18 protein-coding genes are annotated in these 21185 nt (G+C 38.3%); 15 read left to right on the top strand and 3 right to left on the bottom strand.

Annotated elements, in window-relative coordinates; genetic code table 11:
- The first annotated feature begins 1 nt into the window (after position 1).
- Entirely contained in the window at positions 2–1207 is a 1206-nt protein-coding gene (locus BM390_RS07895) for an MATE family efflux transporter (RefSeq protein ID WP_089854101.1), read from the top strand.
- A 28-nt stretch (positions 1208–1235) separates the two neighbouring features.
- Positions 1236–2117: an AAC(3) family N-acetyltransferase gene (locus BM390_RS07900; protein WP_089854104.1), complete on the top strand. Its 882-nt coding sequence runs from the start codon at positions 1236–1238 to the stop codon at positions 2115–2117.
- Between the two features lie 323 nt (positions 2118–2440).
- Here the strand turns inward: BM390_RS07900 and BM390_RS07905 are convergent, their stop codons facing one another.
- Both BM390_RS07905 and BM390_RS15645 read right to left on the bottom strand, forming a co-directional pair.
- Positions 2441–3379 carry an IS30 family transposase gene (locus BM390_RS07905; RefSeq protein ID WP_256212409.1) on the bottom strand — a complete coding sequence of 313 codons (939 nt, stop codon included), beginning with the start codon at positions 3377–3379 and terminating at the stop codon, positions 2441–2443.
- Between the two features lie 6 nt (positions 3380–3385).
- Positions 3386–3523 carry a hypothetical protein gene (locus BM390_RS15645; RefSeq protein ID WP_218161154.1) on the bottom strand — a complete coding sequence of 46 codons (138 nt, stop codon included), beginning with the start codon at positions 3521–3523 and terminating at the stop codon, positions 3386–3388.
- Between the two features lie 325 nt (positions 3524–3848).
- Here BM390_RS15645 and BM390_RS07910 point away from each other — a divergent pair, with 325 nt between their 5' ends.
- From BM390_RS07910 to BM390_RS07945, 8 genes are all read left to right on the top strand, one after another.
- Positions 3849–4808: a substrate-binding domain-containing protein gene (locus BM390_RS07910; RefSeq protein ID WP_177220673.1), complete on the top strand. Its 960-nt coding sequence runs from the start codon at positions 3849–3851 to the stop codon at positions 4806–4808.
- A complete protein-coding gene (locus BM390_RS07915; RefSeq protein ID WP_089854110.1) occupies positions 4805–6238 on the top strand; it encodes a sensor histidine kinase in 1434 nt (477 codons plus the stop codon). Before BM390_RS07910 ends, BM390_RS07915 begins: the two co-directional genes overlap by 4 nt.
- On the top strand, positions 6235–7656 hold the full coding sequence (locus tag BM390_RS07920; RefSeq protein ID WP_089854112.1) for a response regulator transcription factor: 1422 nt from the start codon (positions 6235–6237) through the stop codon (positions 7654–7656). Before BM390_RS07915 ends, BM390_RS07920 begins: the two co-directional genes overlap by 4 nt.
- A 225-nt stretch (positions 7657–7881) precedes the next feature.
- The gene (gene chvE, locus BM390_RS07925) at positions 7882–8955 is read left to right on the top strand and encodes a multiple monosaccharide ABC transporter substrate-binding protein (protein ID WP_089854115.1); all 1074 of its coding nucleotides are present in this window, start codon (positions 7882–7884) and stop codon (positions 8953–8955) included.
- Between the two features lie 89 nt (positions 8956–9044).
- Positions 9045–10580 carry a multiple monosaccharide ABC transporter ATP-binding protein gene (gene mmsA, locus BM390_RS07930; RefSeq protein ID WP_089854118.1) on the top strand — a complete coding sequence of 512 codons (1536 nt, stop codon included), beginning with the start codon at positions 9045–9047 and terminating at the stop codon, positions 10578–10580.
- Positions 10577–11740 (top strand): multiple monosaccharide ABC transporter permease, encoded by a 1164-nt coding sequence (mmsB, locus tag BM390_RS07935; RefSeq protein WP_089854122.1) that lies wholly within the window; start codon positions 10577–10579, stop codon positions 11738–11740. The genes mmsA and mmsB overlap by 4 nt, the downstream gene beginning before the upstream one ends.
- A 717-nt stretch (positions 11741–12457) precedes the next feature.
- Positions 12458–13159: a type IV toxin-antitoxin system AbiEi family antitoxin domain-containing protein gene (locus BM390_RS07940; RefSeq protein WP_089854125.1), complete on the top strand. Its 702-nt coding sequence runs from the start codon at positions 12458–12460 to the stop codon at positions 13157–13159.
- A complete protein-coding gene (locus tag BM390_RS07945) occupies positions 13143–14087 on the top strand; it encodes a nucleotidyl transferase AbiEii/AbiGii toxin family protein (protein ID WP_089854128.1) in 945 nt (314 codons plus the stop codon). The genes BM390_RS07940 and BM390_RS07945 overlap by 17 nt, the downstream gene beginning before the upstream one ends.
- 78 nt (positions 14088–14165) lie before the next feature.
- Here the strand turns inward: BM390_RS07945 and BM390_RS07950 are convergent, their stop codons facing one another.
- Entirely contained in the window at positions 14166–14942 is a 777-nt protein-coding gene (locus tag BM390_RS07950) for a DeoR/GlpR family DNA-binding transcription regulator (protein WP_089854131.1), read from the bottom strand.
- Between the two features lie 332 nt (positions 14943–15274).
- On the opposite strand from BM390_RS07950, the gene BM390_RS07955 reads away from it, so the two are divergent.
- The 5 genes from BM390_RS07955 (at position 15275) to BM390_RS07975 (ending at position 21075) form a co-directional block, all read left to right on the top strand.
- Complete coding sequence (locus tag BM390_RS07955; protein WP_062320457.1) at positions 15275–15742, top strand: RpiB/LacA/LacB family sugar-phosphate isomerase; 468 nt, start codon at positions 15275–15277, stop codon at positions 15740–15742.
- Positions 15736–16707: a class II fructose-bisphosphatase gene (gene glpX / locus BM390_RS07960; protein WP_089854134.1), complete on the top strand. Its 972-nt coding sequence runs from the start codon at positions 15736–15738 to the stop codon at positions 16705–16707. The genes BM390_RS07955 and glpX overlap by 7 nt, the downstream gene beginning before the upstream one ends.
- Positions 16708–16940: 233 nt before the next feature.
- Positions 16941–17384 carry a MarR family transcriptional regulator gene (locus tag BM390_RS07965; RefSeq protein WP_177220674.1) on the top strand — a complete coding sequence of 148 codons (444 nt, stop codon included), beginning with the start codon at positions 16941–16943 and terminating at the stop codon, positions 17382–17384.
- Positions 17381–18019 (top strand): nitroreductase family protein, encoded by a 639-nt coding sequence (locus BM390_RS07970; RefSeq protein ID WP_089854141.1) that lies wholly within the window; start codon positions 17381–17383, stop codon positions 18017–18019. Before BM390_RS07965 ends, BM390_RS07970 begins: the two co-directional genes overlap by 4 nt.
- 395 nt (positions 18020–18414) lie before the next feature.
- A complete protein-coding gene (locus tag BM390_RS07975) occupies positions 18415–21075 on the top strand; it encodes a family 16 glycosylhydrolase (protein ID WP_089854144.1) in 2661 nt (886 codons plus the stop codon).
- Positions 21076–21185: the final 110 nt, after the last annotated feature.

Here is a 21185-nt window from a genome sequence, read left to right on the forward strand (position 1 = left end):
TATGACTAAATTCAGAATTTTAAATGATATGTTTTTAAATATTATTGCAGCAACAGTGCCAATTGTAGTACTACAAATATTGGTTTTCCCTAATGTAGCTAACCATATAAGTGAAAGTAGCTATGGTCTACTAATTGCAATCTACTCATTGATAAATATAATTCCAGGTACTATTGGTACAACACTAAATAATATACGACTACTTCATTCCAATAAATACTCAGAAAATAATTATGTTGGAGATTTCATGATTTTGGTATTTATAGGTAGTGTATTAAATATAATTGCTATATCGATTGGAACTGTTATTATTGAAGGTGGATTCAATATAAGTAATAGCTTAATCGTAATTGCGATTTCTATATTTGCTTTGCTCCATGATTATTTAATGGTTGAATTTAGGATAAAACTTAACTACAAGTTGATACTGCTTGATAGATTAATAGTGTCTTTTGGATACGTTATTGGCATGATTATATTTATCTTTACAAAAAACTGGTACTTTATTTTTTTAATTGCTCATTTTATTGGTTTTATATTTGTTGCATTCAAAACATCTCTTTTGAAAGAAAATAGAATTAAAACCCCGCTATTTAGTTTTATATTAAAAGATAGCTTTTTGTTTTTGATAGGAGCATTTTTACTAAGATTAACTTCTTACGCGGATAAATTGCTATTATATCCGATTTTGGGAGGTGCTTCAGTAGCAGTATACTATTCGGCTACGATTCTCAGTAAAATGGTTTCTCTAGCAATCACTCCTATAAATAGTGTTGCTCTAAGTTATCTTTCAAAATTAAATGAAAAGCCTAAAAAACTATTTTGGAAAGTATTTATATTAGGTGTTTTTGTATGTTTTATTGGATATTTTCTTTCTATTATATTAAGTGGAACAATATTAGAAATCTTATATCCTATGTTTGTAGACGAAGCAATTAAATATATTTATATAACATCAGCTTCTACTGTATTACATGTGTTAGGATCAATTATTCAGCCTTTTGTTCTAAAGTTTTGTAGTATGAAATTTCAAATAGTTATTAATTCAGTTGATGTGTTTATATATACAGGATTATCATTATTATTGTTAAACACTTATGGACTTATGGGTTTCTGTATTGGAGTAATGATTAGCAAAATTATCAAGGTAATTATGCTATTATTGGTGTATGCAACTTCAAAAGATGAAATGATTGTTTTAGAATAGTGAATGATGTATGGAGGTGAAAACCTAAATGAAAAATTTTAGAAAAGTAATAAGAGAAATATTGAGTGCTAGAGAATATGAATCAATGGAAGATGCATTGTTGAGAAAAAGAATCGAAATTGAGAAACATTTTTATAAAACAAAATTCTCCAAAGAGGAATTAAGAAGAAGTCTTAATGATATGGGGGTAGTCGAAGGCACACAACTTATTGTTCATGCGTCATGGCGTCAGTTTTATAATTTTAAGGGATCACCAGATGATGTTATTGACATACTCAAAGAAGCCGTAGGTGAAAGTGGGACGTTATTAATGCCAGCTTATGGACATGATAAGTTCTTGTTTGATGTAAAAAATACGCCATCTGCTGCGGGAGTAATTAGTGAAGTTTTTAGAGGAAAACCAGATACTTATAGAAGTCCTTGCACAAATTTTTCCGTCGCAGCTTCTGGAAAGTATGCGAAGGAGTTAACAGAACAGCATATCAATAGCATATATGGTTTTGATAAATACTCACCATACTATTTATTGAGTGACTATGATAATAGCAAAGTGTTATTCTTAGGATTATCATCAAGACCAACAAAAATCTCTCTTTTTCATTGTGCGGGATATATTTTAAAAGATAAGATTCCTTTTTATGAGAACCTTTATACAGAAAAGATAAAAACAGAGCTGATTTATGAAGATCATCATTATAATAAAAATATGATAACACGAAATCCAATTTACATGAATGATAATAAAGTTTTTAAAGAAATATTCAGCAGTTTAAAGAATAAAGATAGTATAAAAATTTCTAATTTAGATATTGTGATGATTGATTTAAATGAAGGTCTAGAAAAAGCATTAGATTTTGCTCATAATGGGAAGTACTGTTATAAAATAAGTCGCAGAATTAGACTAAAATAATCCATTCCTAAATTGTAAAGTCAAATGCATAAACTTTTTTAAAAGATATGCCAATATATTCAAAAAGCTATGCTTATAGTGTTTTAATTGATACGGATACTTGATTTTTATGCCATACTAGCCACCGCCTTGCGGCGTGCTCTTGACGTCAGTGCCTCTTCTAAGTTCTCATTTATTGGGTTCGGGGTCCCAACGAATGAGAACTTAGAAGAGCTTGGCCATGGTATGCTATAAGCGCGGATGGTGCCTCTACAAGGCAGAACTTTTCCCATCCGCCAAAGGACTGCTTACCATGGTCACAAACGTCGTCAAGAGTGGCAGAATTAGGATGCCTGCGCCATTTCTTGACGCTTTTGTTCATATAGTTCTTGATGACAAACATATCCTAGCGTCCCTCTTGGCTTCATGTTTAACGCATCTGTGAACTGCTTTAATCGTTTGTAAGTCAAATCTCGAAGTGATAGACCTTTCGGTATGAACTCGCGAAGCATACCATTATGACGCTCATTCGAGCCTTTTTCCCAAGAAGCGTAAGCATGTGCGTAATACACGCCAAGATGTTCACACGTATCTTCTAATTTATTCAGTGTCGCAAACTCTGAGCCGTTATCCGTCGTAATGGTTTTAAAGTTCTGGGGCCCATGTTCCTTGATAATCTTAAGCATGGCTTCTCGGATGTACTCCGATGATTTGTCCCACAGCTTCTTAGTAACATAGTGTCGTGTTTGTCTTTCAAGTAACGTCAGAATAACAGGTTCGCCTTTGGTCTTTTTACCGATGACTAAATCTAGTTCCCAGTGGCCGAATTCTTCTCGCGTTAAAACAGCAGGATCGCGTTCTTCAATACTGCGACCAATCTTACGTTTATTCGTTCCATGTGGATCGGTTGGCTTTTTACGCCGAGGGCGTAAACTGGTTTTTCGTGGTAAATCAATATTTCTGACATCAAGCTCACCACGATCAATAAGATTATAGACTATCTTCATACATGGCACACGCTTATCGGGATTGTCTTTCTGGTACTGATGTGTAAAGGTGTCAACACTATGAATACGCAGCTCACCTTTTGATGGTTTCAGTGCTTCTGGCAGTAATTTGAAGAAACCCTGGTCATATTTCTCCATACCTTTCTGACGAGAGCGCTCGCGATTCTCTTGATATACACGTGCACCGACGTCGCCAAAGTAACTCTCATAATGTTCTCTTTTACGATTTACGAGCTTGACCTGTTCAGTCATCCCGCGTTGTAGTTCGCGAGAAATCGTTGATTAGCTCACCCTTAGTATGTCAGCCATTTCCTTTTGAGTGTATAGACCAGATCGATACATGGCTTGAAGTTGGCCACGATCGATATCCGATAAGTGTTTAAATGTGCGTTTTATTGTGGTAGAATGATGTTGAGTCATGTAGAGCGCTCCTAACTTATTTGTTTAGTCACTCATAAGTATAGCGCATCTACATGGCTTTTTTAATATCTAATAGGATTATGCATTTCATTTTACAACAGACCTATATTTAAATTATGCCATATACACCTCGATTAATTTGGCATCAAAATTAAGATAAGTATTGTAAATAATGAAATGTGTTAGTTACTAGAAAAACATGAGTAAACTATTGTTCAATGATTACGTGCACATCTCTCGATACCCATGTTATACTAACGGAAAACAGTCTAAATAAGAATGTTATCATTTTGATAGTTAAATCATGAAAGTGAGTGATGAATGGATGCGTAAGAAGGAATGGACGATTTTTGCGGTGATAATAATGTTAGCGCTTTCACTTTATGGTGTTTTTCTGATACTCGATATGCGTGCCATTCATGGACAGATAGAAGATGAGAAAATAAGAGAAAGTTTAGGTGAACGGCCCTATATCATTATGATTGGCGAAGTAGAAGACCATGCGTATTGGAACCTGGTGAGAGATGGTGGTAAGGCTTATGCCGAGGCACATCATATGTATCTCCATTACATGGGACCAGAGAACCCAAATCCTAATGACCAACGTGATTTATTGCGTCAAGCCATTGATATTAAGCCGGATGGATTAATTGTTCAAGGGATATCTGATACATTCATTCCCCTCATCAATGAAGCGATAGCGCGTGGTATCCCGGTTGTGACCGTCGATAGTGATCAACCTGATAGTGACCGGATTAGCTATGTCGGAACGGATAATTATGCGATGGGACAAGCGATGGCACGTGATGTGCTCAGTCACGTCGAGACAATTAAAGCAGGTGTTATAACAGGAAGTGAAACGAATGATCATCATCAGTTACGACTAGCCGGGATTGAATCAGTTTTAAATGAGTCAGACCAAGCGGAAATTCTTTCCGTTGCGGTATCAAATATTAAACGCGTCAACGCAAGAGAAAAAACCTACCAGATGTTAAGAGACTATCCTGAAATCAATGTGTTAGTAGGTGTCAGTGCGCTTGATGTGATTGGTATGACAGAAGCAATGGATGTGTTAGGACGAGAAGATATTTATGTCGTTGGCTTTGATACATTAAAAGAGAACTTAGAGCTGTTAGCTAAAGGACGCGTTGATACACTCGTTAGTCAACAACCTTATGAAATGGGCATGAGAAGTATGGACGTGATCCGTACCATTCTTGACGGTCATGACGTACCTGAGATGATTCATACGGAAAGTCGGTTAGTAAGGGACGTGACGCAATGAAAAAATTAAGCGTGAAACGACAATTACTGCTGTATTTTGTGATTACCTTATCATTCGCCTTAGGTATTATCTATATTCAGTACCGTTCCTATCAATACAGTACCGAGTTACAACAAGACCAAACAGAAAAGACAAATGATTTAAACACCATTAATCAACAGACGCAAACGATTCTTCAACAACTGGAACAATATGTGGAAGAACCTGTAGAAGATAATCACGAACCACTCGCAACCAATCTCGACGCGTTTGAAGTCTATATTGGTCAGTTTAATCAAAGAGCTAGAGATGCGATTGATGTCATTCCTTTACGCCAATACGTCTCGAATATGATTCGTCTCACGAGACAAACCATTATTCACGTTGACCAAGCACCGGTAGATATTTATAACCAAACCTTTCGCGAGGTCGAACAACGCGTGCAGTACATAGAAGAAGAAATCTTTCGTTTATTAGATAAGACCTTAACTCAATATCAAGCATTAGCTGAGTTAGAGGCAAGGCGTTTAGAGAAATTTAATACCCTTGTCTTAACTTTAGTGTTATTGGGGATTGTTGTGACCTTGTTTGTGGCTTTAAATGTCAGTCGAAGAATCACTGTCCCACTTGATGCTTTAACGACATCCGCTGAAGCTTTAGCCGAGGGAGATTATTATATTAATAATGTCGATGGTGGTCATACGAAGGAGCTATCTGTCCTTGCGGACAGCTTTAATTTAATGCGGTACAATATCACAGAAGCGATGCGTGAGATGAAAGAAAAAGCGCGTATGCGAGAATTGTTAAGGGAGATGAAGCTTAAATCACTTCAAAATCAGATTCAACCCCATTTTCTTTTCAATACGCTTAATGTGATATCTCGAACGGCATACTTAGAAGAGGCAAAAGAAACCGATCAATTAATCCATGCCTTATCAGGATTATTACGCCATAATATCGGTGAGCTTGATCACCTCACAACGATTGAAGCTGAAGTCGCATCGGTGAGAAAATATTTTCAAATTCAAGCGGCAAGGTTTGGTCAGCGGTTTAGTTTTCAAACATTCATTGATGAGAACTGTCTTGATAGCAACATTCCGCCTCTCACCTTACAGCCGCTTGTTGAGAATGCGTTTATTCATGGTATTGAGCCACTCGATGAACAAGGCGTGATTATCGTGAAAGTCTCGAGAGAGAAAAAGACAATGGTAATTGAAGTCATTGATAACGGCATTGGTATGGATCAAGTTAAAGTCAAACGATTACTTGATACAACTCAACCAATCGTTGATACAAAAGGTCACTCAACAGGCCTTGGTATGACGAACGTCAAAGAAAGGTTACGTCATTACTATAGCGACATGCGTTTTGATATTCAGTCCAAGCTGAATCAAGGCACACATATTAAGATTATCTTACCTATGACACGAATGGAAGGTGATAAACGATGACACACGCTATCTTACTCGTCGATGATGAAGCAATTGAACGTCAAGTTATTGAACAAATGTTAAAGAATCATTTGTCAACGAAACAGGCCATCCGCTTTCTCCATGCGAATAATGGTCAAGAAGCGATTCATATTTGTTTAGAACAACCCGTTGACTTAATCTTCATGGATATTAATATGCCAAAGGTTGACGGTCTTGAAGCTGTGAAAAAGATAAAACAAACAGACAAAGAAGTCGACATTATCATGGTCAGTGCGTATGATACGTTTTCGTATGCGAAACAAGCGATTGATTACGGGGTTCATGCTTATTTATTAAAACCGGCCCCTGAAGAAGAGGTCATCAGCGTCTATCATAAAGTCATGGAAAAGCGTAAATCAACCGATCATCAAAAACAACAGCTCCAACAAATGAGGGACCGGTCACAATTAGTGGAAGGTTTAATTGGGGGAGAAAGCGAGACGTTTAAAACCATTGCTATTGCGCTTGTCAGTGCTGAATATAACGAAGAAGTCCTCTTTGAAAAAGCTCAGAATGAGCGACTCATTGTTGGCCCAACGTTTGGTGCGCACATTCCAGTTGCGGTTACCGGTGTAGAAAAAACGCTGGATGCGCTGAAGATTTTAAAAGAGACTTTGTTAACGGACCCGGTAATACGTTTTAGTTTAGGACGTGTTGTTAAGGGTGAAAACTTAAGACAAAGTTATGAAGAAGCTTTACTTAGTTACTATGATTTAATCGACCGTGAGGATATTAGCTACAGCACGTATCAATTAGGTTTTACGCCTAAGTTAAAAGCACTTGATACGTATCAACAAGACGTGATTCATCAATTTGAGAAAGGTGAGGTCCCGTCTTTAAAACGCGCGATTGATCAATATTTTTATCAGCTCAAACAAACGACTCAGCATCAATTAACAAAGATGCGGCGGTATAGTGATGTTCTATTAGGCCAATTAGTTAACTTTGGCTTGATTGATTCTACTTTATCCATTCAACAACAGCTTGATTTAGTCACAAGTAAAGAAGTCTTTCATACATTGCTCACAGACTTTTTAGTGAAAAATAGCCAAGCGTTAAAAGTGAAGCATGAGATGGCTTCACCTGTTGAACAAGCCGTTCGCTATGTTGATGAGCACTTTACCGATCCGAATCTGACACTTGAACAATTGGCAGAGATTGTCGGTTTAAGTGTGTATCACTTAAGTAAAGCTTTTAAACAAAAGAATCACCTGTCTTTTGTCGACTATGTGCGAGAAAAAAGATTGACGCATGCGAAACAATTACTAAGGAAGAATGAAATGCCCCTTAAAGCGATTGCTTATGAATCTGGCTTTAGTGATCCTAATTACTTCAGTCGACTATTTAAGAAAACAGAAGGGATGCCGCCATCAAAATTCGTTTCAACTTATATGTGAAAGTAACAAAAGATCACCTCAGTCAGCCAGCTTTAGTTGGTTGGCTTTTTATATTGTCCTATTTTAAGATAATAGATCGTTTTGTAAGCGCTACCACTAATTTGTCTAGTACATCGCAAAAATGTGCAGAAAGAGGATTGTGAAAACGCTTTATTTGAATGTTAAAGTGAAACTATCTTGAGAAAACAGCTTAAGATAACACTTATTGAAACGGAGGAATGATGTATGAAAAAGCTAGGAATATTAGTGGTTGCCATTTTAGGTCTCATTGTTATGACGGCGTGTGGTGATGCAGGGAGTGCCGGCGATGATGAAACGAAGACGGTCGGTATTGCGATGCCAACACAATCGTCTGAACGCTGGGTTGATGATGGTGATAATATGGTCGCCATGTTCGAAGAACTAGGCTATGAAACAGACTTACAGTATGCGGAAGATGTTGTAGAGAATCAATTATCACAAATTGAAAATATGATCACCCGTGGGGTTGATATTCTTGTCATTGCATCAATCGATGGTGAAGCCTTAACAGATGTGCTTGACCAAGCAGAAAATTTAGATATTCCGGTTATCTCTTATGACCGCTTAATTATGAATCATGATCATGTGAGTTACTATGCCACATTTGATAATTTCGGTGTAGGTGTTATTCAAGGGGAATATATTGAAGACAGCTTGGGATTAGCTGATGGTGAAGGCCCTTATAATATTGAATTATTTGCCGGTTCACCAGATGACAACAATGCTTACTTCTTCTGGGACGGAGCGATGTCGATCTTACAACCGTATATTGACAATGGTCAACTCGTGGTAAGAAGTGGTCAAACAGACTTTGAACAAGCCGCAACTTTGCGTTGGAGTGGAGCTGAAGCTCAGGAGCGGATGGATAATATCTTAAGTGCTCATTATTCAGATGAAACATTAGATGTTGTTTATTCACCGTTTGATGGGATTAGCTTAGGAGTTATTTCCTCGCTACAAGCGGTTGGTTATGGTTCGGAGAACCGTCCGTTACCAATCGTGACCGGTCAAGATGCTGAGCGGTCATCTGTACGTTCGATTATCGCTGGTGAACAAACACAAACCGTCTTTAAAGATACACGCGCGCTCGCAGAACAAGCGGTCAATATGGCGGATAGTGTTTTAAATGGTGAAGAACCCGAGGTCAACGATACCGAAACGTATGACAATAATGTCAAAATCGTGCCATCATACCTATTAAATCCTGTATCAGTTGATATTGATAACTATCAAGAAGTACTGATTGATTCAGGTTATTACGATGAAGACGAACTGTAAGTGATTCACGTATAAGAGAGGCAGTCAATAACTAAACGATAACTAGGCGCGAGTATATATTCGCGCCTAATAATAAAGGGGTGCTAACCTTGAGTAACATCATTCTTGAAATGAACAATATAACGAAAGAATTTCCGGGTGTTAAAGCACTGGATCGTGTGAATTTCAAAGTAGAAAAAGGCGAGATTCATGCGCTTGTCGGTGAAAATGGTGCTGGGAAATCTACTTTGATGAAAGTCTTAAGTGGTGTTCACCCATATGGTACATATGATGGGGATATCGTGTTTGAAGGTGAGACGTGTCGATTTGAAGAGATTAATCAAAGTGAAGCGAAGGGGATTGTGATTATTCATCAAGAACTGGCACTTATACCAGAACTATCTGTTGCTGAGAATGTCTTCTTAGGTAATGAACGCGCCAAAAAAGGTATCATTAACTGGGGAGAAACGACGGCTGAAACTGAAAAATTAATCAAGAAAGTCGGCATGCGGGTGAATAGTACGGAATTAATCCAAAATATTGGTGTCGGTCAACAACAATTGGTTGAGATAGCGAAAGCTCTCTCCAAGCGTGTGAAACTGCTTATTTTAGATGAACCAACCGCCGCCTTAAATGAAGCAGAAAGTGAAAACTTACTTCGATTGTTATTAGAATTTAAAAAAGAAGGCTTAACCTCAATTTTAATCTCACACAAATTAAAAGAAGTACTAAAAGTCTCTGATCACGTGACTGTGTTGCGTGACGGTCAAACGATTGAAACCTTAGTCAATGATGATACGTTAAAAGAAGACCGAATTATTAGTAGTATGGTTGGGCGCAGTTTAGCCAACCTTTTCCCTGAACGTCATGCAACTATCGGAGACATTCAATTAGAAGTCAAAGATTGGACTGTTGAGCATGCCCATCTGCCTGGCAAAAAAATTGCCAACAACGTCAACTTCCACGTAAAAAAAGGTGAAGTGCTAGGGATTGCGGGTCTCATGGGAGCCGGTCGAACAGAGTTGATGATGAGTATTTTTGGTCAAAGTTATGGGAAAGTCAAATCAGGTCAAATATTAAAAAATAATCACGTGATTGATGTCTCAACAGTAGACAAGGCAATAAAGCAGGGGCTTTCTTATGTATCAGAAGACCGTAAAGAATACGGGTTAATTTTAGATGATACGATTAAAAAGAACGTCACACTCGCGAATTTAACAACGTTAGCTAAAGGGATGACGATTGATGAAGGTAAAGAGGTCAACGTCGTGGAAGATTACCGAAATAAATTAAAAATTAAAGCGCCGAGTATCGAACAAAACGTCGTGAATTTAAGTGGTGGTAATCAACAAAAAGTCGTCTTAGGTAAGTGGATGTTTACAAATCCTGATATCTTGATTTTAGATGAGCCAACGCGAGGCATTGACGTTGGTGCTAAAAATGAAATCTATAAAATTATGAACACACTAGCTGAAGAAGGTAAAAGTATCATTGTGATTTCATCAGAATTACCAGAACTTCTCGGGACGTGTGATCGTATTTACACATTAAATAACGGTCACATTACCGGAGACTTTATGGTAGATGAAGCCGATCAAGAAAAGCTAATGACATATATGACAGCTGATGGGAGTGGTAAAAAATGAACAACTTTAAGCAATTAATCACAAATAATATCCGTAAATTCGGCATGATTGTTGCCCTAGTAGGGATTGTCGTTATTTTTCAAATACTCACGCAGGGGATTTTACTCACCCCACTAAATATTACGAATATCATTATGCAAAATAGCTATGTGATCATTTTAGCTATCGGAATGGTGCTTGTGATTATTACCGGTGAAATCGACTTATCTGTTGGCTCAGTTGCTGCCTTCGTTGGGGCGATTGCGGGAACGCTGATGATTACATGGGAACTACCGGTGATTCCATCTATTATTATTTCACTGCTTGTTGGTGCGGTGATTGGCGCATGGCAAGGCTTTTGGGTTGCTTATGTCAAAGTACCAGCCTTTATTGTGACCTTAGCCGGTATGCTGTTGTTTAGAGGCTTAACGATGGTTGTTTTAAATGGGCGTACATTAGCACCATTTCCAAGTAACTTCCGCATCATGAGTTCTGAATTTATGCCAGATCTTCTAAATGGTGGAAGTTACAACATGATGGCTATTATTATTGGTATCTTTGCAATCATTGTTTATGTCTATAGTGAGTTTAGAGCAAGAAAAATAAAAGCAGCCTTTAATCAAACGGAATTATCATACTCGTTATTTTTAACGAAAGTGATTCTTATTTCAGTACTGATTGGATTATTTACGGAAAGATTAGCGGTCTATGCAGGCATTCCTTATATTCTTATGATTCTTGTTGCATTGATTGCCGGCTATACGTTCTTTATGTCGAAGACGATCCCAGGGCGCCATGTGTATGCCGTCGGAGGGAATGAGAAAGCGGCGCGATTATCCGGTGTGAAATCACAAAAAATCAAGTTTTGGATTTATGTCAACATGGGCGTTCTCGCCGCATTAGCTGGTTTAGTTTTCTCAGGACGTTTAAATGCTGCTACGCCTCAAGCGGGTAACTTATTTGAATTAGATGCCATTGCTGCGACTGTTATTGGTGGGGCATCACTTACGGGTGGTGTTGGTACAGCCATTGGTGCGCTTATTGGTGCTTTAATTATGGGTGTCTTGAATAATGGGATGTCACTGCTTGGGGTTGGGATTGACTGGCAACAAGCAATCAAAGGGCTCGTCTTACTCGGAGCTGTAGCCTTTGATATTATCAATAAGAAACGTAATGGTTAAGATGATCATTTAAGTTAACATCGCTATTACGTTCATATATAACCAATGCTACATTGGTGAAAATCTTTAGAACGTTACAGACCGTTCTTTTGAAAGGAAGGAGGAATTAGAATTTTATAATAACCCTATTCATATAAAGTAATGGATGTTTAATACCACACCTATTTCTGTTACTTTATAATTCTCTCGACAGGGACTTACCGAAAGGTAAGTCTTTTGTTGTGAGAAAGATATCGTAGTTTTTTCTTTCAAATAAAAAATAGAGCAATACATTCTGCATCATAAAAGACGCGAACTTTATTTGGAGAGGCGAGCGTGCTAGTCTGTATGACAGAGCCAGATGTTTTCATCATCTGGTTGCCGGGCTCAATCGCATGTGAGCAGAGCGACAGTCAAGTGACAATAAGATAGCAGTGTTAATATAAGAATTTAAAATACTAAGAAGCGATAGTCCGAGTTGTGCTCCTTAAAAAAGTTGTACAGTTTTGTGTTGACATACCACAAATATCGAAAATATATTGTTCTGCAATATATAGCGCTCTACATGACTCAACATTATTTTACAGTAGTATTGATAAGGTTATTGGGATTCATAAAGTTCCTATCATCCTTGATATTACAAGTTATCTTCTTGTAAATCGTCAAGTAAAAATCATAAAAACTTGACAAAATAATAAAATAGAAATATTCTAAAGTTAGTTAAGGTGGTGAGAAGTGATGAGTTACGCAACAATGATAAAGGAAACAATCAGTAAATATGCTGAACTTGACATTATTGATGCGCACCAAATTTATATAAGTAAATGTAAGGATGTACCGGAGCAAACGTATTATAAAACAATCTCTCGGATGACAGAAAGTGGCGAGATAGCAAGGTTGACAAAAGGTATTTATTGCAAACCTAAAACCGGAAGGTTTGGCCGACGCATTTCATCAGAAAAACATATTCTAGAGCATTATCTTGGGAAAGATGGTAAGAATGGCGTGATCGTTGGTTATCGCATGTATAATAAGTACAAATTGACAACACAGTTTTCTAAAAGTATTGACGTTTATTCAAATGTAAGTGAACAAGAAAAAAAGAAAGTATTAGACGTTACAATAAAAAAGGCAAATATAAGGTTTGACACTGATTCGATTAAAATGATTGAATTACTAGATTTTCTTGAGAATGTTAACAAGATAGAAGAACTTAATAAGCGTCATGCTATTCGATTTATTGAAGATGCTGCAGCATTATATAATGATCAATTACTTGAAAAACTCGTGATAGCCATTGGTTATAAAAAGAGTACGCTTGCTTCTTTAAGAAATGTTTTAAATTATTATAAAATTAACCATTCCATTGGAAAGTATTTAAATGGCCTGTCAAAATATAAATCGATGAGAATGGAGGACTTATATGAATTTACACCATAATGAAGAAATCTTTGAAGAACTTATTCAATTAACTGCGAAACATTATAATCTTCCTTCAAATGCAGTAAGAAAAGACTATTTTATAACACGGATTCTCAGTCATTTACAAAACAGCCCTTATGTCAATCAAGTTGTTTTCAAAGGGGGAACATCATTAAGTAAATGCTATCCAGGATCGATAGAACGATTTTCTGAGGATATTGATTTAACTTATATCCCTGAAGATGACATGTCAAATAAGCAGGTAAGCAAACAACTAAAAGCCATCGAGAGGGTACTTGTGGGAAGTGGAAATGTAGAAAAAATAGGTGCAGAACGAAATGATAGAAACAAATCAAGCTATGTTTGGTTCACTGATGAACATAAAGAGATCGAGAGAATAAAACTAGAAATAGGTTCCAGTGTAAGACCACACCCATACAGCATAAGGCAACTTCAATCGTATATCCAGGATTTTTTGGAGCATATGGATGAAAGTGAAGCTATTGAGGAATTTCAGTTAGAAAAGCTTCGGATAAATGTGTTGAGTATTGAAAGAACATTTGTAGATAAAATATTGTCTATTAAGAGACATGCCATGTGTGGAACGCTTCATGAAAAAGTTAGACATATTTATGATGTCGTTAAACTTAGCGAAATGAAGGAGGTTAAAAGCTTTCTAGAGGATAAAGAAAATCTAAAGAATAATATTCAAATCACAAAACAAACCGATGCTATCTATTTAGAAAAAAGAAACACCGCCAAAGGGTATAATCCAGAAGACGATTATGATTTTATAACTTGGAAAGTAAAACTTTCAAATGATATAAAAGCGAGCTATGAAGATTTACACAACACATTACTCTATACAAATCAGAAACAAGATTGGTCTAAAGTAGAAAGGGTATTTGCACATATAAATCAAACCTTATTAGAAATCGGAGAATGAATTATTTTTTAGAAAATGTTCACTTATAGACATAAAAACAGCTAAACCTTTTTGAACTCTGGTTTAGCTGTTTTTGTTTTAGTGATCAATTAATTGAACACCAGCAGTGTTGATCTTTTCTGCCGTTGCCTCTTCCACAACATGATCCGTAATAATCGTATCAATCTCTTCTAACGTCGCAAACGATGAAATAGAGTTCGTATTAAACTTTGAATGGTCGAGTAAAGCTACGACATGTTTCGCTCTTTGGACCATGTTTTTCTTTAATTCCGTCTCATAGAAGTTAAAGTCCGTTAAGCCACTCTCACAAGAGAAGCCGCTTGAGGAAGTAAACAGTAAGTCAATGTTATTTAACATATCCATCGCTTGAATACCGACAGAACCTTCTAAGGCCATGGAACCAGGTCTTAATATCCCGCCAATTAAAATCACATTAAAGTACGGGTTTTCTTTTAATTCAATCGCACTCGACATCCCGTTTGTCATAATCGTTAGTTTCATATTTAAGTTTTTCATTTCCTTCGCTAGCTCTAACGCCGTTGTACTGGCATCAAGTAAAATACAGCTCTTATCTTCAATGAGTGAGAGGGCGCGCTTAGCGATGATTTGCTTTTCTTTTAAGTTCGTTTCTGACCGCTTCTTAAAGCTCCCTGTCGGTGTCGTTTGTTCTTTCATAATGGCCCCGCCATGTGTTCGCGTCAGTAAACCTTCCTTTTCCATTTCTTTTAAATCCGTTCGCAGCGTCACTTCAGATACATCAAGTTCTTCGGATAGTTGTTTCACCGTGACCCGCTTTCTTTCAAGAATAAGGTCATGTATATGTTCGCGTCGTTCTTTCGTAAATCGTTTTGTCATTTTGTCACCTCTTAAGTGTAGACCTTACGGTCCACGTTTGTTTATGTTTTATGTTAACGTGCGTTTTAGTTTAGTCAAAATCATTTATCATCAGTTAAGGTTATTTGAATACCAACAGTGTGTGATCCCTATTATACCATTGATTGCCTCTTCATGTGAAAGTAATCCATCCATTGTGATGGTTTCATTTTAACATGTATAAGGATAAAAACGAAAATGAACAAGTAATTTCACAAGTTAACGAAAATAAAAGAAAAATATATTTACATAAACGAAAGATAATGATATATTAAAATCATAAAACGAAATCAAACGAAAGAAGGTAATGATAAATGAAGGTAGCTATCGCAAGTGACTATCAAAGCTTTTTTATGAAACGTGAAATGAATCGTTATTTACGCCCAACAGCGCATCATATAAGTAATCTAGGTGGTATGACACAAGACGGGACAACAATTGAACAATCATTAGTAGAAATGACAGAAGTACTTCAAAGTGGGAATGTCGACAGAGGTATTCTTATGACGACATCAAATGAAGACGTGTCATTTAACCAACCTGGGATTCACGCGGTTCGTTGTTTAGATGCCGCTGAGGCACAAGCTGCGGTGAATAATGATGGGGCCAATCTATTAATTATTGCGACGGACAAAATGGACAAACAAACAATGGTGAAAACAATCCTTGCTTTCTTAGAAGTAACCGATTTTGAAACAGACGGTAACCACTCATCGACAAGCACGCTTTTTAGCGAGCGAAATGTAGACACAGCTGATCTAACAGGTGAGAACCTGTGTTAAAATCTCTTGCGTTAGAACTCCTTCAAATTAGTGAACAAGCCGCCATCGCAAGTTTCCCTTTTATCGGTAGTGGCGATAAAAATGGCGCAGACGGTGCGGCGACAACGGTGATGCGTGACGGTTTAAATGTTTTACCCATCGATGCGAAAGTGGTGATTGGTGAAGGGGAATTAGACGAAGCACCCATGTTACACATCAATGAATTATTAGGTCGTGGTGGTATTCCTGTTGACATTGCGGTGGATCCGATTGAAGGGACGGTACTTACGGTCAATAACCAAAGCAATGCGTTAACGACGTTAGCGCTCGCCCCGCGGGGAACGTTACTTCATGCGCCGGATATGTATATGGAGAAGTTAGCGGTTGGTCCAAAAGGAAAAGAAGCGGTTGATATTAACTTATCGATTGAGACAAACCTTCACAATCTAAGTATCGCGCTAAATAAAGAAGTCCGAGAATTAAATGTCGCGATTCAAAATCGACCACGACATGAATCACTCATTCACCGCGTACGCATGTGTGGGGCAAAGGTACAACTCTTTGATGAAGGCGACGTGACTTATGCGCTCGCAACCGCGATGGAACACACCGGCATTGATCTATTCATCGGCACAGGAGGTGCACCGGAAGGTGTCGTCGCCGCTGTTGGATTAAAATGTCTCGGTGGTAACATGCAAGGGAAACTCAAACCAATCTCGGATGACCAAGTGAACCGTTGTCTGATGATGGGCATCAATGATGTAGACACGACACTCGAACATGACGACTTAGTGAGTGGTGATGACTGTATCTTTGTCGGTACCGGTATTACCGATAGTATCATCATGCGAGGGGTGAAATTAGATAAAGAAGCTGTCTATCAGACAGAATCATTATTACTCTCAAGCTATGATCAACATAGTCGGATCATTCAAGCGAGTTACGCCAAAGGTGTCGTTCATTCGCTGTCATTAACGTCATCATAAACCTGATTGTCTTTCATTTGAATGAAATCATTGATATATAAAGTGAATAATGAAAAAGCTGATCATTCTCATTATGAGAGTGATCAGCTTTTTTGGTTTTCTCGATTGTTGCGACCGTTTTTTTACGCAGGTGAATTTTTAGTGAGTAGGTGTGCAAATGAGTTGACTTACGTTTAAGAAGATTTATAATTGACGTATCAACAGTTGACTTATCATATATGGAGGTGCATGCGATGAACCACAATCACACCGAGTTGTTTTTTCTGTTAAAACAAGTCGATTTACAGTTGACCCAGCTATTCGATGACAAGCTTGATATTAGTTTAACCCGCTATGAAATCATGCGTCTACTTCATCATGAAGAAGCTGTCACACAAACCTACTTACAGCGTAAGCTAATGATTAACCAAGCGGCCATTACACGGCATGTGAAAGTGCTTGAAACAAAAGAACTTCTTAAACGCGTGCGTAATCCAGATAATAACCGTGAAGTACTCGTCACAGTAACCTCTAAAGGAAAAGACTTACTTGACCAGTGTGAATTAAGTAAAGTCACGATGATGCATCAACTGTTTGAAAACTATACCGATGAAGATATTGATTTCGTGATTAACTTCTTACATTCATTAAAAAGTGCATCACGTCATATGCTTGATCAAGAGGAGGAACAAACATGACCCACCCATTTGTAAACAATGATTTTTATGATATTTTAGATAACCGCCGCTCCATTCGCGTCTATGACAAAGAGTTCAAGATACCGAAGGAAGAAATGGCCGCAATGATTAAAGAAGCGGCGAAAGCACCGTCATCAGTCAATATGCAGCCGTGGCGGATGGTTGTGGTTGAAAGTGATGAAGGAAAAGATACGCTTAGACCACTGATTCGCTTTAACACAAAACAAAACGATACCTCAAGTGCGATGCTTTTGATTTTTGGTGACTTAGAGTGCTATAAGTACGGTGAGATGATTTATGACCAAGCCGTCAGTGAAAGGAAAATGCCTGAAGAAGTTCGTGACCAACAACTTCAAACCATTGTCCCACTTTATGAGAGCTTACCGACAAACGTTATGAGTGATATCGTCAAAATTGACTCAAGTCTGTTTGCGATGCAACTCATGTTAGTGGCGCGTGCGTATGGTTATGATACGAACCCGATCGGTGGATTTGAAGCTGACCAACTCGCAGAAGCTTTTAACCTCGATCCAAAACGTTACGTTCCTGTTATGATTCTCTCCATTGGTAAGGCTAAAGAAACAGGTTATGAGTCAGTGCGACTGGCACCTGAGGTGATTTCAGAGTGGAAGTAATCTGCGGATAAACAGCCTGATTTAAATATATAGAATACGATGATAAAAACTCTAACAACGTTGAGAGCGAAGGCTTCAACGGGGTTAGGGTTTTTTGTTGATCAAAATGAGAGAAAAGGTACACTGATTCGTGTGTGTTTTGGTTATGTGGTTATCAATCTTGATTGGTTATGTTCGACGAACATAATATATTCATATAAATCGAATAATATTCTGAATGTATCTGATTGCCTTCCTTTGGTACGATGGCTGTTAGATAAGTTAAAACAAACAAGGTAGGTGAAATTTAAAAATGTAAACGCTTAACTTAATCTAACTTATCTGACGACAAGTTTTATTGGATAAAGACTACCCTCAATGTTCCGGGTAGAAAATCTAAAGGAGGTTTATATGAAATGAAGATGATGAAACGTAGTGTATGGTCGCTCATAGCGATGGTCTTATTTTTTATTGTATTAGCAACACCATCAGTCTTAGCCGATGCCGCAAGTCACACGGTGACCTTTGATCCTAACAATGGCGAAGCAGAGACAAGTGTCGTAATAACAAGTGGACAACCCTTAACAGAAACAGAGGTACCTTTTGAAGCAATCACACATGACGCCTATGATTTTTTAGGATGGTTTTACGGAGACGATCTTGAGTATGAGGTGATTTTCCCGCTGACGATTAATCAAGATGTCGTGTTAACTGCCAAGTGGGGCGTACATACACCACCAAGCCCAGTAAAAAAAGATGGCTACCGCTTAATCTTCCAAGATGAATTCAACAATATGGATGGGACCCTTAACGATGGCACTTGGGTGGATAAATATTTATCATCATGGACAAGAGAGCCGGCTTTAGCTCAACCGACGTATACATTAGAAGAGGGCGTTATGTCACTTGAAATTTATGAAGAGACCCGTCCGTGGGCGGAAGAATACGATGGTCAAACGGTCGTGAGTGGTTTTACGACTGGGAACCGAAATGGTCTTCATAATTGGACGAAAAATAATGTCGTAAGAAACCCTGTTGAAACAGAAGTGACACATATTAATCAATATGGTTATTATGAAATACGTGCGAAAACTCAACCAGGTTCATCACGACATTCAGCCTGGTGGTTAACCGGCTTTGAAGACCGTCCGGAACACTCAGCTGAAATTGATATTTTTGAAGTGTTAGGTAACAACAAACACGGAGTACCACGAGCCTTTCACGCGTGGAATGATCCATCACAACCTTTTAGCGGTGGAGCGAGTACGTATACCGATCCAACGGCTGACTTTCATCATGAATGGCACACGTATGGCTTTGACTGGCAAGAGGGGACAGGTGCTGGGGAGCATCCTGACCGCTTAGTCTTTTACGTTGATGGGAAAGACATTGGCGCAGTCAATACGAAAATTGATTACCCTATGATTCAATTGTTCTCATTGTATGAAAAACGTGCCGGTGGTTGGACAGGTCCATGGGAATGGATGCCTTATCCAAATAGTTTTGATATTGATTATGTAAGGGTTTATAAAAAGATACCAGAAGAAAATCAAGCCCTCTCAGCGAGCGAACTTGAAATAACGCAGATTCACCCGTCTACAGTCACTGTGACAGAAGGTGAAGCTGAACTGACAACCTACACCTCTTTTGTATTAGGAGAAGAAGGTACAGAGTATGTTGAACCAAACTTACCAAACACCTTATCTTATGTTGATGTGGAATGGAACGACGGCGTTGTGACACAAGAATTTGTGAAGTGGGACCCAATCACAGAAACAGACTTAGCCGAGCTCAATAACGGTGAAGGATTAACGAAACGCGGGCGATTAGTTAATCTACCAGAAAATACGCCTGGTTTAACAGAGGCGTTGTTAACAGTAGAAGTAACAGAAGCACCGCCGCTGCCTCCTTATAGTAGTATCAATCTCGGTAGCCAAAATGATCAGACCCAACTCGGTAAATTATTTGATGGCAACTATGAAAGTAATAGTGGGGAGTTTATATTCGAGTCAAATACGTTACCTGAGAATGAAGAAGTAAGTATCACGTATGACTTTAAACAGACAGTGCAACTCCATACCATTGAACTATCGACAAACTACGGGAATGACCAAGGGATCAAAGCCTTCCAACTGGCCTACTATGACGCCGAAACAGATACATGGATAACGTTAGAAGACACGTATACCGTTCCTTGGACACCTGCCGGTAATTCGGAACGTGGTGAAACGCTTGTTGTGGAAGTTTCTGTACCAGAAACGACACAAGTCAAAATGATCTTAACTGATGTCGGTCTGCGTTGGGTCAATAAAATGGCGATGCGGGAGTTATCCTTTGCGGATCACGACGTGATCCTTGATTGGATCGCTTTACAAACGTTAATAAATGAAGCAGATCAATACACGCCTGATGGCTATACAGAAACCTCATTCGCGAGCTTTACTGACGTACTTAACGATGCTAAGGCACTTCTAGTGAAAGAGAATGTCACGCAAACAGACATTGATGCACACGTCTTAGCCCTACAAACAGCGATGAATGCACTCGAAACACTTCCAGCCATTCCACCGCTAGATAAATCTCTTCTAATGGAGCGATTAGAAGAAGCGAAAGCAATCAGTAATGATGAACAAACGTATACTGATCCATCGTTCCGAGCTTTACAAGAGGCAATCCGACTCGTTGAAACCGAGACGGACAGTATTTCAACAGAGTCTGAATTGTCTCAGTTATTAGCTGATTTAGAAACTGCGCTCAATGGTTTAACCCTTGTCTCAAGTCCTGATGAAGGCGACCAAGAAGGACCGGTCGTACCTAATGAACCTGATTCAGACAATCAACCAGAAGAAGACATAAATGGTGCGGACGAAGAAGATCACACAGCTAATGATCAACCAACGACACCATCGGAAGACCAGGCGTCATCATCAACAGATGATACAACGTCAGATGATGATTCAACAGGTCACACGCTTCCTAATACGGCAACCAACATGTATCTGTTTGTCATGTTCGGTTTAATGTTGATATGTAGTGGCGTGATGGTTTTTACCTATACAAAAAAGAAACGCGCTTAGTAGTCAAGAATGAATTCTAAAACAGGAAAGAGCCACGTTGTATAAAGGCAGCGTGGCAGCTTATCCTGTTTAAGTCATGGGATGTCACTGAAGGATGGAAAGAATAGCCT

The sequence above is a fragment of the Halolactibacillus miurensis genome (assembly GCF_900116255.1).
Classification (GTDB): domain Bacteria; phylum Bacillota; class Bacilli; order Bacillales; family Amphibacillaceae; genus Halolactibacillus; species Halolactibacillus miurensis.

Coding starts and splice junctions, on each gene's coding strand:
- BM390_RS15645 (WP_218161154.1), bottom strand. CDS start 3,523: ATGACTCAACATCATTCTACCACAATAAAACGCACATTTAAACACTTA.
- BM390_RS07920 (WP_089854112.1), top strand. CDS start 6,235: ATGACACACGCTATCTTACTCGTCGATGATGAAGCAATTGAACGTCAA.
- BM390_RS07895 (WP_089854101.1), top strand. CDS start 2: ATGACTAAATTCAGAATTTTAAATGATATGTTTTTAAATATTATTGCA.
- mmsB (WP_089854122.1), top strand. CDS start 10,577: ATGAACAACTTTAAGCAATTAATCACAAATAATATCCGTAAATTCGGC.
- BM390_RS07910 (WP_177220673.1), top strand. CDS start 3,849: ATGCGTAAGAAGGAATGGACGATTTTTGCGGTGATAATAATGTTAGCG.
- BM390_RS07945 (WP_089854128.1), top strand. CDS start 13,143: ATGAATTTACACCATAATGAAGAAATCTTTGAAGAACTTATTCAATTA.
- BM390_RS07940 (WP_089854125.1), top strand. CDS start 12,458: ATGAGTTACGCAACAATGATAAAGGAAACAATCAGTAAATATGCTGAA.
- chvE (WP_089854115.1), top strand. CDS start 7,882: ATGAAAAAGCTAGGAATATTAGTGGTTGCCATTTTAGGTCTCATTGTT.
- BM390_RS07975 (WP_089854144.1), top strand. CDS start 18,415: ATGAAGATGATGAAACGTAGTGTATGGTCGCTCATAGCGATGGTCTTA.
- BM390_RS07970 (WP_089854141.1), top strand. CDS start 17,381: ATGACCCACCCATTTGTAAACAATGATTTTTATGATATTTTAGATAAC.
- BM390_RS07965 (WP_177220674.1), top strand. CDS start 16,941: ATGAACCACAATCACACCGAGTTGTTTTTTCTGTTAAAACAAGTCGAT.
- BM390_RS07900 (WP_089854104.1), top strand. CDS start 1,236: ATGAAAAATTTTAGAAAAGTAATAAGAGAAATATTGAGTGCTAGAGAA.
- BM390_RS07950 (WP_089854131.1), bottom strand. CDS start 14,942: ATGACAAAACGATTTACGAAAGAACGACGCGAACATATACATGACCTT.
- BM390_RS07955 (WP_062320457.1), top strand. CDS start 15,275: ATGAAGGTAGCTATCGCAAGTGACTATCAAAGCTTTTTTATGAAACGT.
- BM390_RS07915 (WP_089854110.1), top strand. CDS start 4,805: ATGAAAAAATTAAGCGTGAAACGACAATTACTGCTGTATTTTGTGATT.